General features: G+C 44.7%; 13 protein-coding genes. 4 read left to right on the top strand and 9 right to left on the bottom strand.

What is annotated here, in order from left to right; genetic code table 11:
* Positions 1-2: 2 nt before the first annotated feature.
* The 3 genes from ACPYIV_RS13405 to ACPYIV_RS13395 form a co-directional block, all read right to left on the bottom strand.
* Positions 3-1,943, bottom strand: coding sequence for a TlpA family protein disulfide reductase (locus ACPYIV_RS13405; RefSeq protein WP_293734354.1), 1,941 nt, complete (start codon positions 1,941-1,943; stop codon positions 3-5).
* A gap of 60 nt (positions 1,944-2,003) precedes the next feature.
* Positions 2,004-2,195, bottom strand: coding sequence for a hypothetical protein (locus ACPYIV_RS13400; protein ID WP_293739090.1), 192 nt, complete (start codon positions 2,193-2,195; stop codon positions 2,004-2,006).
* Positions 2,196-2,334: 139 nt separating this feature from the next.
* Positions 2,335-3,009, bottom strand: coding sequence for an ABC transporter ATP-binding protein (locus ACPYIV_RS13395; RefSeq protein ID WP_293734352.1), 675 nt, complete (start codon positions 3,007-3,009; stop codon positions 2,335-2,337).
* A 283-nt stretch (positions 3,010-3,292) separates the two neighbouring features.
* Between ACPYIV_RS13395 and tnpB the strand changes: the two genes are divergently transcribed.
* From tnpB to ACPYIV_RS13375, 4 genes are all read left to right on the top strand, one after another.
* The gene (gene tnpB, locus ACPYIV_RS13390; RefSeq protein ID WP_336527059.1) at positions 3,293-3,826 is read left to right on the top strand and encodes an IS66 family insertion sequence element accessory protein TnpB; all 534 of its coding nucleotides are present in this window, start codon (positions 3,293-3,295) and stop codon (positions 3,824-3,826) included.
* Positions 3,827-3,887: 61 nt separating this feature from the next.
* Positions 3,888-5,468, top strand: coding sequence for an IS66 family transposase (gene tnpC / locus ACPYIV_RS13385; RefSeq protein ID WP_425883139.1), 1,581 nt, complete (start codon positions 3,888-3,890; stop codon positions 5,466-5,468).
* 593 nt (positions 5,469-6,061) lie between these two features.
* Positions 6,062-6,847, top strand: a complete 786-nt coding sequence (gene nudC / locus ACPYIV_RS13380; RefSeq protein WP_293734823.1) for an NAD(+) diphosphatase — start codon at positions 6,062-6,064, stop codon at positions 6,845-6,847.
* A gap of 34 nt (positions 6,848-6,881) precedes the next feature.
* Complete coding sequence (locus ACPYIV_RS13375) at positions 6,882-9,026, top strand: DPP IV N-terminal domain-containing protein (protein WP_425883441.1); 2,145 nt, start codon at positions 6,882-6,884, stop codon at positions 9,024-9,026.
* A 70-nt stretch (positions 9,027-9,096) separates the two neighbouring features.
* On the opposite strand, the gene ACPYIV_RS13370 is transcribed toward ACPYIV_RS13375, so the two are convergent.
* The 6 genes from ACPYIV_RS13370 to ACPYIV_RS13345 are packed head-to-tail and all read right to left on the bottom strand — an operon-like array spanning position 9,097 to position 16,559.
* Positions 9,097-10,731, bottom strand: coding sequence for an exo-alpha-sialidase (locus ACPYIV_RS13370; RefSeq protein WP_425883439.1), 1,635 nt, complete (start codon positions 10,729-10,731; stop codon positions 9,097-9,099).
* Positions 10,732-10,737: 6 nt separating this feature from the next.
* The gene (locus ACPYIV_RS13365) at positions 10,738-12,174 is read right to left on the bottom strand and encodes a sulfatase (RefSeq protein WP_301703851.1); all 1,437 of its coding nucleotides are present in this window, start codon (positions 12,172-12,174) and stop codon (positions 10,738-10,740) included.
* A 15-nt stretch (positions 12,175-12,189) separates the two neighbouring features.
* Positions 12,190-13,002, bottom strand: a complete 813-nt coding sequence (locus ACPYIV_RS13360) for an alpha/beta hydrolase (protein WP_425883437.1) — start codon at positions 13,000-13,002, stop codon at positions 12,190-12,192.
* Between the two features lie 5 nt (positions 13,003-13,007).
* Complete coding sequence (locus ACPYIV_RS13355) at positions 13,008-14,135, bottom strand: sialidase family protein (protein ID WP_425883435.1); 1,128 nt, start codon at positions 14,133-14,135, stop codon at positions 13,008-13,010.
* Between the two features lie 21 nt (positions 14,136-14,156).
* Positions 14,157-15,095, bottom strand: a complete 939-nt coding sequence (locus ACPYIV_RS13350) for a dihydrodipicolinate synthase family protein (RefSeq protein WP_234212590.1) — start codon at positions 15,093-15,095, stop codon at positions 14,157-14,159.
* Between the two features lie 9 nt (positions 15,096-15,104).
* A complete protein-coding gene (locus ACPYIV_RS13345) occupies positions 15,105-16,559 on the bottom strand; it encodes a RagB/SusD family nutrient uptake outer membrane protein (RefSeq protein WP_425883432.1) in 1,455 nt (484 codons plus the stop codon).
* Positions 16,560-16,567 lie beyond the last annotated feature (8 nt).

Genomic DNA, 16,567 nt, shown 5'->3' with positions numbered 1-16,567 from the left:
TTTTATTTATCCAATTCCTTCGTGAGCATCTCTTTCATTTTGTCCGCTCCCATGAAGCCAACCTGGAAATGGGTCGGTGTGCCGTCTCTGGCGATGATCATATAAGAAGGAACGCCCTGCACGCCGAACTTGTTGCAGATATAGGTCCATTGCGCATCCGTCATCCGGTAATGCTCGCCTTTGATGTCCGGAATCATCTGCTCCCAGGTCCCTTTCGGGGAGTTCTCGCCCGCCAGGTAGAGGAATACGATATCCTTTCCTGCGAAGTCTTTCTTGACCGGTTCGGACTCTCTCATTGCTGCCTTGCACGGGCCGCACCAGGTCGCCCAGAAGTCGACAAACACGACTTTGCCCCGGTAAGGCGTGGTGATGGCATTGAACAACTCCTCGGCCGGGATGTCGGCAATGTTCACGCGGTTGACGGTGTAGCCGGATTTCTTTTTGTTTTCTTCGATAAGTTGCTTGACTTTGTTGTTCATCAGGGTGAGTGCGTCCTGGATGACCGGAGATATTTTCCCGGCCTGCGCAATCTCTTCGTCGCTTAGCGGACGGAATTCTTTTATCGGTTTGGCCAGGCGCTGTGCGGTAAGAAGGTCGAAAAGAATCCCTTTGTCCGTTCCCATGACCTTGATAAGATCGGCGGTGTTATCGGGGGCTTCCTTTCCGGCTACCCTTTCTGCTCCGGTGAAGTTCGTATATTGCAAGTAAGAGATCAGATAGGTAAAAGAGCCGTCATACAGCAGGTACGGATCGTTGCTTACCAGTTCCGGGATAAAGTCATAGTATTCCATAGCCGGTATTACCTTTTTGTCTTTAGGTATCAACGAGTCGCGCGGAATCTGATTGATAGTACGATAAGCGTACTCCATCATTCCGCTGATGCTGAGCAATTGTTCGGCCAAGTCTTTTTTCAGGCTGTTTTGCAGGAGCGTGCGGTAAGCGTCGCTTAATTCCGTATGGCTGTCCAATACGGCTTTCTCCTTCTGGTAACGATCCATCCAGTAAGCCTTGAACTGATCTGCATTCATCGTGCTGATATCGGAAAACATCTGCATATAGTCTTTCTGCGACTTGGGGGAGACGGAAACAAAACGAAGGGAGGAATTGCAGGATTCGTTGTTGAGGGCCGCCGATGCTCCGGTGAAATAATATTTCTCGCCCAATGACGGTTTGTCTTTCTGCTTTTTGGACTGTGAACGGCAAATCTCCGGCATATTGATTTCTACGAAAGTCGTTTCTCCCGGTTTCAGATATATCAGGCCGTTTATGAAGCTGCTGGCAATGTTCAGGCTGGTAGGATAATACAGCGGAACTTCCAGCGTGAAGTTTCCATCCGGTTGTACCGTAATGTTATATTCATCCGTGCCTCCGTTCAACAAGTTGAAATTCCAGGCGCGTCCTTTCAGGTTCATGTCCGGCTTATAGTCGGCGATATGTCCTTTCAGTACAGCCGTGCCGTTTTTGAATTCCGGCTTTTCCAGTACCGGAATTTCTGCCGGGTTCTTTTTCCCTGCCAAGGAAGAGTAGGCAGGTGAGCCGTCCAACCGGATGTTCCATATCTTGTAGGCGCCTTCTACGTCTCCCTCGGAAAAGTCAACGGTTTTCGTCCCTTTCGGCAACGGAGGGAAGATCAAGCGGAAAGAGGCTTCTCCCGATTCAGGCATCCAGAACTTTTCGCTCAGGGTGATGCCGTCGCCCGCCTTGATCGGATAGGTTTTGCCGTCGGCCCGCAAGGTGGTTTCCTTTGCGACCTGAATCCAATATTTCGGGCGGTAGTAAGCGTCGATATAAAAGACCGTAGCGGTGTCGCTCAGTACGATTTTATCTATTTCCATCGTTGTCGAGTTCCAAGCGTCAAAAGCCGGTTGTTCGACTACGCGCTCCTGTGCCTGCAATCCTGTGCAGCCCAGAAGTAATAAACATATAAGTAGCGTCTGTTTCATATTGAATTTGAATTAGTTTATTTGTCTTTTATATATGTACGGATCTCTTCCGATAAGAATTTATACCCTTGTCCGACTTTCAGAACGGAGCTTTCCGGTGTAATATAGATAAATGTAGGAAGTGCATGCTGCGCAGGAGAATCGAACGGTATCCGGCATATTCCGTATATCCCCTTCGATCGTAACGGTCTTCTGTCCGTAGGCGGAAGAAACGCAGAAAAAGATTCCAAACAACCATGCAAGTGTCTTCATAAGCAATTCGATTTATGATTAGTGCCGGCAATATACAAGTTTATTTGATTTGGAATCGAGTAAAATACGATAATCTCGTAAGCCGTAACATATCTTAATACGCTACGGCTTCTTCTTTCCCTTTTATAACATTTACGGCTTAGATCAGGGTTTCCGTCACCACCTGTCCGTCGAACAGGTTGATGATGCGTGAAGCGAATCCGGCATCGTGCTGGCTGTGCGTTACCATGACGATCGTCGTCCCTTCTTTGTTCAGTTCGTTAAGCAGGTTCATCACTTCCTGTCCGTTTTTACTGTCCAGGTTACCGGTAGGTTCATCGGCGAGGATCAGTTTGGGGTTGGCTACCACGGCGCGAGCGATGGCGACGCGTTGTTGCTGACCGCCGGACAACTGCTGCGGGAAATGTTTTTCGCGGTGCACGATCGCCATGCGCTCCATCGCTTCTTGCACTTTCTTCTTCCGCTCGGCAGCTGAAACGCCCATGTAAAGCAAAGGAAGTTCTATATTCTCGTACACGTTCAACTCGTCGATCAGGTTGAAACTCTGGAAGACGAAACCGATGATCCCTTTACGCAACTTCGTACGCTGGGCTTCCGTATATTGAGAAACTTCGATCCCGTTCAGGTAATATTCTCCGGTAGTCGGGTTGTCCAGCAATCCTAAGATGTTCAGCAACGTAGATTTGCCGCATCCGGAAGGCCCCATAATGGCAACGAACTCTCCTTCTTTAACATCTATGCTTACTTTGTTTAGAGCCAACGTCTCCACCTCTTCCGTACGGAAGATCTTTTCTAATGCAACTGTTTTAATCATATCATTCAATTGTTTTGTTTATGAGTAATTGGACAAAAGCCGTGCCATAATCATAAGTTTCTTATATGTAGATGATTATCGTTTATCCGTGAATCTGTAACTGTGCTTGTCCGCACGGATGGAGTTCGGAAACGCACGATTATTCTTCCGGCCTGCATAAGAAAATCTTTTTATCCCTTACTGGAAAAGATTGTTAGATGCGTAAGCATCCGCCCCAGTACATCCTCCTCTAATTATATGTGCTCTTTATCTTTGTTCCGAAAAAACAAAAAAAAGGACTCAGATGAAAAATCGTGAAAAAGAAATCTTTGAAAACGCCCAATTGTTATCAATGTTGTCAGAACCGGGTGAACTGAATGAAATAACCTTCGAGTACCTGCGTTACCAATCGGGCGGTGCGGTCCGCTTCAGGATTCACCATTACCGCTTTTCTCCGGAGAGCTTGGGCATTTATAACGTATCCGATCTTGTCAAAAGTAAAGAAGACCGGCATTATGGCCTTCCCTCAACGGACCGTGTCTATTTGTTTCCCCTGAAGAATTTCCATGCCGGCATCCCGTGCCTTAGCGGCATCGTGAACAGCCGTTTGGGACATTATCCGAAAGAGGGGGAAATCTATGTCTTCATCAACGGCGGACACAAGCAGCTTAAAGTATATTACCTGTCCCCTAACCAGGAACGGGTTTACCTTTACCATCTTTCGGAAGGGACTTATGACCTTCCCCGGCAATTTGAAAAACAATCTTACGAACAGGTAAACCGTACCTCTCTCGTCCGGTTGCTCGATTGTCCGAAAAAAAGGCGTAAAAGCAAGTAATATATTTATAAATCAGTGCCATAATATCAAATATTATTCGTATCTTTATTACGTGAAAGAGATGAAAACAAAGACGGCAAATAAAGTCCCCGAAGTCAAGGTCCCGCTGGCCGATTACCAGGCGCTGCTTGCCCGACGCAAGGCGTTAGAGGAGGAGCGGATGCAATGGCTACTCGAACGTCAGCGCTTATTGGACCTGAACCAACAGTATGTGTGGGAGATTTACGACCTCAAACGCCGCCTTTGGAGTCCCAAAAGCGAAAAAAGACTTCCCCGGGATCCCTCCCAGTTGAATATCTGCTGGGAAACGCCGGTAGACTCGGCTCCGGTGGAAACCGTGCGTGAAGAAGCACGTGGGGAAGTAGAAAAGGAAGAGAAAAACTACTTGCATGATCGCGACGGGTTCAAAAAGAAGAAACATAAAGGAAATATCCGTAAGCCTTTCCCCCTGGATATTCCTCGGCGGCAGGAGATTCTGGACCCGGCAGGGGACTTGTCGTCTTGTCGCCATATAGGACAGGAAATCACGGAAAAACTGGAGATAGAAAAGAATGTGTATGTCCGTCAAATCATCCGCAACAAATACAAAACCCCGGATGGACGTATCCTGATAGCGCCCCTGCCGGTCCAAGCCATAGCCCACGCCAAGGCAGGCGCCAGCGTGTTATCCCATATCGCAGTGGGCAAATATGGCGACCACCTGCCTCTGTACCGTCAAATAGATATCTTCTCGCGCATCGGCCTTCACCTGCCGGCCTCGACGGTAAGCGACTGGTGCCTGTCCACAGCCCAGGAACTGGAACCAATCTACAACGAATTACGTGAAAAAGTCCGTTCCTCACGCTATGTCATAGCCGACGAAACTCCTTACAAAGTCCAGGGAAGTGACCGTAAGGGGAGCTTACACCAGGGCTACATGTGGAATTTCTACTGCCCGGAGGTGAAGAGCCCTTTTTTCGAGTATCATAAGGGAAGGGGGGCAAGTTGCATCGGGCTGTTGCTGGAGGGTGGGAAAGCAGTCCAAAGCGACGGTTATCAGGTATACGACATCTTTGACGACCTGCCCGGTTACCTGCATCTGTGCTGCTGGGCACATGCCCGCCGGAAGTTCAAAGAAGCCGAGAACAGCGATCCTCCCCGGGCGGGGGAAATACTTTCCCTGATCGGAAAACTTTACAAAACCGAATCCGAAATCAGGGAAAAAGAGCTTGAAGGAAATGCGAAAACGGCTTACCGCCAGGCGGAGGCTTATCCGGTATTGCAGGAAATAGAGGCATGGATCAAGAGTAACATAGGGCAGGTGAAAAGTGGCAGTCCGATGGACAAAGCCATGCAATACACTTATGCCCGTATGGAGCAATTATCGCTATACGTGACTAATGCCGACTTCCATATCGACTCCAACGCAGTGGAAAGAAGCATCCGTCCCCTAACCCTGAACCGTAAGAATACCCTTTTTTCAGGTTCCCACGAAGCCGCCCATGCCGCCGCCATTTTTTTCACACTGATCGGTTGCTGCAAAGAGAACAATGTCAATCCCGAAAAATGGATGCAGGACGCGCTCATCAGGGTGAAAGACGAACGCCTGGCAGTGGCTAACGACTACTCGAGCCTGCTGCCTTTCAACTGGAAAGAAGCGTAATCCCTCCCATGACCAGGCCAAGGCCCTGCTTCTTATGCTCTCAAACATGTAAAACGGCAAGTAATAATCGTCTAAAATATAGGATGGCTGGTTATAAATGCGTTCCTTTGCAACGTTGTCCGATGGGAACATCAAGGGGTGACTGGTGGCGGTTTATATGTAAAGACGAATTCTTTCACGTTTTGGGCACAAATAAACACGTACACGTTTGAAACTTTAATTATGAAAATTGGTAGGATGGGTTGTCGCTTGGTTCAGGCGGCAACCCTTGCTGCTTTTATACATATAGTCTTTACAAGCGAAGTTATAGCCCAGGATCCTACTGATTTGGATAAGGATGATGTACCGGGGCGGATGCTTACTTAGATGCCATATAATTTTATAATCAGTGGCAGCGATTACATAATCAGTGGTTGCGATTTTATAATCAACGGCACTGATTATAAAATCGCAACCACTGATTATAGAATAATAAGGCATTCGGCGAAGATGTATTACCTATGCGATATGTTTTCTTTTGCGATAGGAAAAGATAGTGGTAGTTAGGTGTTTTTTTTTTCGTATGTTTGTCCTCGATATAATGAATCAGACGTATGAAAATGACAAATAACGCTCCTCTATATTGGTATGTTTTCTACAATGACCAGCTTTTACTGCAAAAGAAAGCCGATGGCTATGTTATCCCTTTTATGGATAAATCGCCTGTAGAGACGCACGGCCGTGTGTCTCTGCAACAGATGGTCGAAATGCAGGACGGGACGATGGCAATGGTTGTTGCGACCGCCGAGCCGCTGGTGGAGACGGACGTTTACCGGCCAATGGGACTCCGGGCCTCTTACGATCATATCGACCGCTGCTTTTACGACCAGGCGGGGAAGGCGTACGAGATTATTTATTGGGATCAGCACAGCCGGTTTTGCCCTGTGTGCGGAACGCCGACGGAGCAGAAAGGGCCGATTATGAAGAAATGTCCGGAATGCGGGAACGAGATGTTTCCGGCAGTGTCGCCCGCCATTCTTGTCTTGATACGGAAAGGCGAGGAAATCCTGTTGGTGCATGCACGTAACTTCCGGGGGACGTTTCATGGGCTTGTCGCCGGTTTCCTGGAAACGGGTGAGACGTTGGAGCAATGTGTAGAACGTGAAGTGCGGGAGGAAACCGGCTTGACGATCCGTAACATCACTTACTTCGGCAATCAGCCCTGGCCTTATCCGAGCAACCTGATGATCGGTTTTATTGCCGATTATGTCAGCGGGGAGATCAAATTGCAGGATGAGGAGTTGAGCTCCGGCTCGTTCTTCTCGAAAGACAACCTGCCGGAGATACCGCGCAAACTGAGCTTGGCGCGGAAGATGATCGACTGGTGGTTGGAGAATTAAGAATTGAGAATTGAAAATTAAATCATTGTTTATTATGAAACAAACGACTTTGTTTATCTCTTGCCTGTGCCTGTTGGCGATGGCGTTCGGTGCAGGAAGCACCGCAGCCCAGGTGACGCGTGCCGATTATGAGCGCGCCGACACGATCCTGAAATGTTCCGACCGGGTTTATTCTCCCGCTATTCATCCCGAATGGATAGACAGTTCTCACTATTTCTGGTATAAGAATCATGAGAAAGAGGGAGATTTCTTTTATCTTGTCAATGCGGAGAACGGAAAGAAGCAACGTGCCGCAGACAAGAAGGGGTTGGCGGCATTCTTCTCTAAAAAACAGAAGGAGCTGGCCGAATCCTTGCTGAAAGAAGAGGAAAAGAAACCGGACCGCTGGCGCCGTCGCGAAGAAGCTCCGGCTCCTGTCGTCTCGCCTGATAAGAAATGGGAAGCGTATGTGAAAGACAACAACCTCTATATCTCGCCTGTCCGGGATGAGAAAGAGAAGGATAAGCCGAAAGAAGAGGTTGCCCTGACGATGGACGGCACGAACAACCTGCGTTATGACGCCTGGTCGATCATCTGGTCGCCCGACTCCCGGAAGTTGGCGGCGGTGAAAGTGCGCGACGTGCAGGAACGCCGTATTCCGCTGATCGAATCCAGCCCGTCCAGCCAGAAGCAACCGATCTTGCAATGGCGCGATTATGCGAAGCCGGGCGACGTGTTGCCGGTTTACTTGCCTGTCCTTTTCGATGTGGAGGCACGTAAGCAGGTGGCGCTTGATGTCGCTCCTTACGAAAACCAGTATTATCTGAATCTGACGGGCTGGCGGAAAGACAGCCGTGCGTTCACGTTCGAGTTCAACCAGCGTGGCCATCAGCGTTATGTGATTGGCGAAGTGAATGCGGCCGACGGTTCTATCCGTCATCTGGTAGATGAACAGACAAAGACTTTTATCTATTATTATAACAACTATAGGTATGACCTCGCCGACGGGAAAGAGTTGCTCTGGATTTCCGAACGGGACGGATGGCGCCATCTTTACCTGATAGACGGCATGAACGGACAGGTGAAGCAACAGGTCACAAAGGGCGAATGGGTGGTTCGCCAGGTCGATTATGTGGATGAAGCGAACCGGGTTGTCTACTTCACCGCTTCGGGCTTCAATAAAGGCGAAGATCCTTATAACCTGCATTACTGCCGGATTAACCTGGACGGAACGGGCTTTACCGATATGACTCCTGAGAACGGAAACCACCGCGTGACCTTCTCTGCCGATCGTTCTTATTTTACCGATGTATATTCCCGTCCCGATCTGCCGGCTGTCAGTCAGTTGAAGCGGACATCGGATGCGTCTTTGGTTGCCGGATTACAGAAGTGTGATGTGAGTGTGCTGCAGGAGGAAGGCTGGCAGATGCCGGAAGTGTTCTGTGCGAAAGGACGGGACGGGCGGACGGATATCTGGGGGAACATTTACCGCCCGATGCACTTCGATGCGTCCAAATCTTATCCGGTAGTAGAGATGATCTACGCCGGTCCGCATGATTCGCACGTGGATAAGGATTTTAAACCGGCTAATCATTTGATCTCAAAGTTGGTGGAACTCGGCTTTATCGTCGTTTCGATCGACGGGATGGGGACGTCCAACCGCTCGAAAGCTTTCCACGATATATGCTGGAAGAACCTGAAAGATGCCGGTTTCCCGGATCGTATCGCCTGGATGAAGGCGGCTGGTGCGAAGTATAATTATATGGACCTGAATCGTGTCGGCATTTATGGCTGGTCGGCCGGCGGACAGAATGCAATGGCGGCTCTGCTGTTCCATAACGACTTTTATAAGGTTGCGGTCGCCCTTTGCGGCTGCCATGACAACCGGATGGATAAAATCTGGTGGAACGAACAGTGGATGGGCTACCCGATCGACGAGTCTTATAGCGCCTCCTCCAATGTCGACAATGCTTACCGTCTGAAAGGCAAGTTGCTTCTGATCAACGGCGAACTGGATGACAATGTCGATCCGGCCTCAACTCTACAGGTAGTCAGCGCCCTGATGAAAGCGAACAAGAACTTCGAACAGCTTTACCTGCCGGGCAAGACACACAGCCTCGGCGGCCCGTTCGAAATGCACAAGATGCACGACTTTTTCGTAAAGAACTTGCTGGGGCAGGAGCCGCCGGCATGGGAATAAGGGAGTATTAAATAGTAAAAATATCCTGTATCTGAAAGGTTTTGAACTTCGGATACAGGATATTTCCTGTTTAAGGTAGTAATTCTTCTAATTTGATTTGCTGAAATACCATATCGGCTTGACTACTTTCATATAAAATACCGATTGTGTTTTCATCTACAGATGTGATGCAGGAATAGCCGCGTCCGTTGTATTCATCTAATAAGATTTTCTTATTTTCCGGCCAGGTGTTTCCATTGTCATAGCTAACCTTCAATGTAATGTGATTACGCTCTGAATATGATTCCGGATTAACAAAAAGCAGAATCGATTTTACCTTGTCGGCCTGGTGATAAGTGTGTTTATGTATGCTGCCCATACAAGTCGGTTCGATTAATGCTTTTCGTGAAGTATTGTGCTCAGTCCAAGTCTTCCCCAGATTTGAAGTGACACAAACACGTCGTCCGTTCACCTCTTTATTTCCTCGGTTACGATTATCGCGCATATTCAGCATTATACTACCGTCAGATAGTTGTACAGCCATACATTCTGTTACGTTTTTGAAAGCCGGGTTACTGGCAGTCCAGGTTTTACCTCCATCTTTACTCCAGGTTATGTTAGAGAATGTGTGCCCGTCTTTATCTCGTCCTTGTGTCGGAAAAACAAGGGTTCCGTCTTTTAGTGTAATACCGTGTCCAGGAGCTGGGGCATACAACCACCATTCTTTTCGCTTGGTTTGTTTCGTTATATTTATAGGAGCGTTCCAGGTTTGGCCATCGTCAGTACTTTTGGTAATAAGGAATTGGCAGGTTTCTTTTACGCCAAACCCGGGTTGGGAACCTTTTTCACGCCATTGGTGCATCCAACGGGTACTATCTTTTGTCATCCCGGACATCCATTTCCCTGTTTTTCCATCTAATACTCCATGCATCCAAAGACCGGCTACATAAATATCACCTGTTTTTTCATCAACCAGGATGTTGGCATCGCTAACTCCATTGTATTTTTCAGGTAATCCACCCCAATCTTTCATGTCCAGGATTATTTGCATAGGCTGCCAGGTTTGTCCTCCGTCTGTGCTGCGATTCAGACAAATATCTATATTTCCTTGTAAATCTCGTGGACTTTCGTAGCGGGCATCATAAATCGCTAATAATGTTCCTTTTGTAGATGTTGCTAACCCTGGTATACGGGACGTGTGAACGCCGTCTTGTTTGTGCTGGCGTACAGCCACGCCTGCACGAAGCTCAGGCGAAACAGCTACGGGCACTTTTATCTCTCCTTCATTTGTCTCTATCTTGGTACAGCCTGCTTTAAAGCGATGGCTGAGATCTATTTTGTCTTTTAACTTAAAAGATACCCAAAGAGGGAAAGTATCCGTGTCAATTGAAATATCTGTATTGAAAATAACTTTTTCAGATGCGGACGCAGCGTGGAGAATCGGCTTATTGATATCGATCATCCCTTTGGAATTAGTATGATAAAGACCAATACTTTCAATATCATCGATATCTGTTGTGCCATGAAGATCCACTTCTAATTTTTGTAATGAATAATTATCGCCTGTTTGATGTCTTATCAGTTCAATTTTAAAGATAGGGTTGGCTTCCTTCATGGTAAGAATGGGAAGTACCGGATGCTCTGCTGTCATGGATATGTTATCTGTATAGTTCGTACAGGATAATGACAGGCTTGAAAAGATTGTAAATAATAATGCTCTATTCATGGAATCTTATTTATTATGAGTGTTTTTATAATCTTCAATCATTTGTTGTAGTTCATTTTCAATGTCAACATATTCTCTTTTTCCGCTTAGATTTTCTTTTTCTGCTTTATTACCGCTCATGCAATAAAGTTCCCGGTCTGTAATATGGTTTGACGCATTGTCGTACCACAGAATGTAACGCCAGTTTTTAGTCCGGACTGTGTATCCCATGTGTGTCTGGTTCTTATAGGAAATTACTGCTTTATAAGGCCTTGGAAATTGGCTGAAAGCACGATTCTTCCAGTTTGCTTTGTTTTCTATCAGAAAACGAAGAGACTGCCCGGATAAAGTATGTGCAGGCTTTAGTCCACATAGGTCGGTCAATGTCGGATAGATGTCAATCAACTCTACAATGTCGTTTATTCGTTTCGGATGATCTTTATATTCTGGACTGTATATAAGTAGAGGGACTTTACAATCTAATTCAAAATTTGTTGATTTTCCCCATAGGTGCTGCTCTCCGAGATGGAAACCGTTGTCACCCCAAATGACAATGATTGTATTTTTCTCCAATCCGAGTTCTTTGAGTTTGCCAAATAATTTTCCAACTTGTGAGTCGATAAAACTGACGCATGCGTAATAAGCTTTACAAAGTTCTTCCTGCTTTTCTGTTGAGAGATTTCCGTGTTTAGGTATGTCGGTATATCCTCTCAACTCCTCCCAATTGTGGAAGGATATAACAGGAGCATGTACAGGCCGTTTCTTTTCTGCCTCTTTTCGAATGAAGGATTTATTTTGGTAAATATTCCAGTATTTTTTCGGCATACTGAATGGTAGGTGGGGCTTGATATATCCGACTGCCAAAAAGAAAGGCTGCTTGGATTCGGATAATTTATCCAATGTCTTCAGAGCTTCTGAGGTAACTTTACCATCCAGAAAAGAAGTGTCCGGTTGATCGGCAACTTCAATTGCTGTCGCTTTATTTCCTTGTCGGTTCTGTGCCAATGTATATTCTTCCTTTTTAATAGATAAATTGTATATGGGAACTTGGGACCAGGAAACTGTGTCCTGCGTCTTGGAACTGCCATGATAGATTTTACCTATACCGATAGTTTCATATCCATTATTCTTGAAAAGTTGTGGCAGAGTAGTAATATACGGACATTTTTCTCTGAAATGTGTGTTTAGATCGGTAACTCCGATTTCATCCGGGCGCAATCCTGTTAGCAGGGATGCCCGTGAAGGACCGCTGACAGATTGCTGGCAGTATGTGTTTTCAAAGAGGAGACCTTTAGTCGCAAATGCATCGATATTGGGAGTTACGGCGTATGGATCGCCATAACATCCCAATGTCGGACGCAAGTCGTCTATAGCTATGAAAAGTACATTTTTGACATCATTTTTTGCTTGTATGCAAAAAGGTAATAATACCCAAATGGCTGTCAGAGTAGTCTTCTGTTTCATGCGTCTTTCTTTTAGTTAATCGATAATTTGCATACGTCTCAGCCATTTTAGTATGAGATCTTTTACTTCTTGATAATAACCGAAATCATATCTGATACCCCATCCGTGCCCTCCGTTAGGAAACATATAAAGCGAAGCTGGAATGTGGTGCTCATTCAAAGCCATATAATACAAAATAGAGTTCATTGGAGGAACAACACGGTCATCATTGCTTAGTAGAAGTAGTGTCTTTGGAGTTTTGTCATCAACCTGTTTATCCAGAGAATAATGATCGACCAGTTCTTTATTATCAATATCCTTTCCTAATAGATTTTTCATAGAACCTTTATGTGCCATTTTGCTGTCAAAGCTAATTACCGGATAATATAGGATTGCAAAATTGGGACGATTGGCATCTTTAGCTATCGTACATAATGAGGCTGCCAGATGGCCGCCTGCAGAAGAACCGACTATTCCGACTTTATTTTTATCCAGGTTCCATTTATCAGCGTTCTCTCGGATAACCGATATTGCTTTTTCTGCATCTTCCAATGGAACAGAGTGTATGCCTTTCGGCATTCTATATTTTAAAACAACTGCAACAAATCCATTGGATGCATACCATTTAGCCATATCATGCCCTTCACGATCCATTGCCAATCCCGAATAACCTCCTCCTGGACAGATTAGTACGGCTGGTACGGCCTTATCACTTTTTTTCGGCTGGTATATATATATTTCTGCCTCATTTGCATTCGGTTTATCTGGCCAGAGTTTGGATTGCTCTATATTTTGTGCCCAGATTACTGAAGTGAATAAAGACAGGAAAAGTAAAAGAAAAGATCTCATTTGTTTTATTTTTTTAGTTGTTCGAATGGTATTATTGTAAAACCGATTTTTTCATACGGATTGTTTATACCATATTCATATAACAGTCCGATATTCCCATTTCCCAGATTGGTCAGGTCTGAATAAGCGCTTGGACCTGAATAGACTTGATAGGCATAGGGCCAGGTTTTACCATTATTTTCACTCAGTTTGATTGTCATCTTCTCTCTTTTGTCTGCGGAAGCGGGATTGGAGAATAAAATGTTATTGCTGATCTTTCCCCTTTTCATATAATTTAGTGTGCTCCCTTGACAAATAGGCTCAACCAGTTCAGGAAGATATGACATTTGGGAGACCGTTTCTCCACCGTCTTTACTAATTGCATACGAACGGGTTTTACTTTCTTTCCGGTTATAATTGCGCATGTTTAGCATTAAGTCTCCATTTTTTAATTCTACAACACTACTTTCATTTCCTCCATGTTCGCTGACGATTCCTCCAAGTTTCCAAGTCTCACCTTTATCATCGGAATAAATAAGTTGGGAATGATAAGTCTTTGTTTCTGCCACCATATGGTTGGAGGCAACCACTAACCGTCCTTTATTCTTTTTACCTTGTAATTGGATTCCATGACAGGGACCTGTTGCGTACCAAGTCCAATCAGGGCGTTTGACAGATGATGTGATTTCTTTGGGGGCAGACCAGCTTTTGCCATCGTTATCGGAATAAAGAACATATACTCTCCGGCTGTCTTTACTTGTTTTATCGATGATTTGTTTCTCATGGTCCTCTCCTAAATTCCAACAACTGATTAAGATGATACGACCTGTTTCTTGATCTACTATAGGAGACGGATTGCCACATACGTTATCACCATCGTCCCATATCGTAATTGTGCGACTCCAAGTTTTACCTCCGTCTTCGGAACGTTTCACTACTAAATCTATATTGCCGGTGTCAGAACAACTCTTTTTTCGGGCTTCAGCAAAGGCAAGCAGGGTTCCCGCTTTGCTTTGGACGATAGCTGGAATACGGAAGCAAGCATATCCATCCTGCCCTTTTTGGTAAATGTCTGTTGTTGTATTTGTTTGTGCTTGGACTAAAATCCCCAATTGCATCAAAACGAAAAAGCATGTTACTATTATATTCTTCATGATTTGTTAACTGATTTGAGATTATTGATTGAAAAATTCTGGAATGATACGGCTGCCTTCTTTTCTTACTTTAATAACAAATTCTTCCGGTATCGAACGATAAGGCCATCTCAAATGACTGCCTATATCAGCCCATTTTCCTACTAATGCCATAAAACGATCACAAGCATGATTTGGAAAATGATCTTTTACGATGAAAGGGGTTATCAATTTGTCCATAAACAGATGAATACGTTTCTCCAATTCGAGTGCCATATCCTTATTCGTTATTATTTGTTCATACCATTTTTGAGCAGCAAAAGGGTTTAGGCAAGCTATATTGGAATACGCTCCATGAGCTCCGGAGAATATACCGCTTGCCAGATTATGGCCTGGAATGAAAACGGATAATCCTTGTACCTTTTCTCTGATTTGTTTATACCATTCGGCATTCCGGTTTCCGTCAAAAACTTTGACACCGATCAAAGATGGTATGTGTTGTTTTAGATACATCCAATCATGAGGAGAAAGTATCTTTTTTGCATGTGGCGGATTGTAAAGGACGATAGGAATTCCGTCTGCAACTTCTTCCATTCTTTGCAAAAAAATAACAGACTCTTCCAATGTGACCGGAAACCAATCAGGTAAGATCACTTGGACTGCTCCCGGATTTAGAGACTTGACAGCTTGTAGCCGACACAGAGATATTTGTGGGCTCATGTGACTGACACCAATTTGAAAGGGAATACTGGCAGCGGAACATTTCTCTGCCAGTAATTCACTTATTTTTATAAACTCTTCTTCGTCCTGAGTATAAAACTCTCCCGCTGTCCCATTCGAATAGATTCCGCAGGGAGATGATGCTATTAAGATATCTATTTCATCTCCCATGCGATTATAATCTATTTCTCCGTTTTTATTTGTTGCCAGCAAAAGAGTTGCCCAGTTGCCGACAAGAGTTGTATGTGTTAACGGATGCATAAATATCAATTATTTATCATATCCCGGAGTCTGTGTGATATTCGGGTTCTTATTGATTGATGTCTGAGCTACGGGCCATAACAAAATATTTAGCTCGTTTTCACGACCAACCAGATAAGGAGCCTTTTTGAAGACAACTCCTAAACGGATGAAATCCCACCATAGTTTACCTTCGGCAGCAAACTCTTTCATCCTCTCTGTTACAATGGCTTCATTCAAATCATTAGCAGCCATGGAGGAAGGATAGAAGTCCTTTTTACCGTAAGCCCGTTCCGCTATTTTGTTAAGTGAAGCAATCGCACCGGTAATATCATTTTTTGCTAATTTGATTTCTGTATCAAACAGGATGGCATCTGCATAACGGTATACGATTATATCTGAATCAAAGATACGTGTTCCGTTTGTCCATGTTCCGGCAAATTTATTGATCCATTGAAATGTTGCATTTTTCGGTTCATCGAAATATGTTTCGAAACTTACAATTGTTCTTTGATCTTCTTTATTTTCTGAAAGTAAAGCTTTGTAATCTTCTGTATAGAAGCACCATTGCTGATGGCTACCTACTTTCACCGGATTTTCTATTGCTTCGACAGAAACATATTGAGAAGGAACCAGATAATCTCCTGGATATCCACCTGTATATTCATCTTGAATGTAACTCCACGCAAATATAATCTCATTACCTAATTCGTTGTAAAAAATATTGCCGAAATCTTCTTCAAGTGAGTAATTTGAGTTGTTCAAAACAGCTTGGACAGCAGTGTTTGCATTGTCGAGTGCTGACTCTCCTGCATTCCGTACTTTATACATCCATAAATAGTAGTCTGCTTTCAGCATATTAATGGCTCCTGATGATGCCAAATTTCTGTCTGTTACAGATGTAGGCATCAAGGTTAAAGCATTGTTGATGTCTTTTCCTACCTGTTTGAAAACATCTTCGGCTGGTTGACGAGTCGGAAAAAGCCCTTCTTGCTGATCCGATTCAAATCCGTCCAGTAATATGGGAGCATCTCCCCAGATACGTCCAATCCAGTAGTAACAAAATGCTCTTACATAATACGCGTTTGCTAAAATCTTGTTTTTAGCATCTTCGCTATTGAACGCAATATCCGGTGTGTATTTTAAAATCAAATTAGCATTGTTGATTGTCGTATATAAATCAGCCCAATTTGCATAACCATGGTTAGTTGGTATCTGATTTTGATATACTTGGTCACGTGCTGTTTGTCCGGCTAAACCGTCTGCCCAAAGACCGGTCCTGTATTCTCCCCAGTAAATGTAACCAGTACTGAATGTCGCTCTGAATTTATTGAACATGCCATACATGGCAGAAGTAGCATCTCCTTCATCTTGCCACATGGAGTTGGCTGATACTTCACTTTTCTGGATGATATTCAGATCACCATGGCATGAAGCAAGTAGAGTTCCAGCCAATAATATTGATAATATTGTTTTGATTTTCATGATATAAA

The sequence above is a fragment of the Parabacteroides vesiculifaciens genome (assembly GCF_049860805.1).
Taxonomy (GTDB): Bacteria; Bacteroidota; Bacteroidia; order Bacteroidales; family Tannerellaceae; genus Parabacteroides.
Note: the sequence above shows the minus strand (reverse complement) of the source record. Positions and strands in the feature narration are given on the sequence as shown.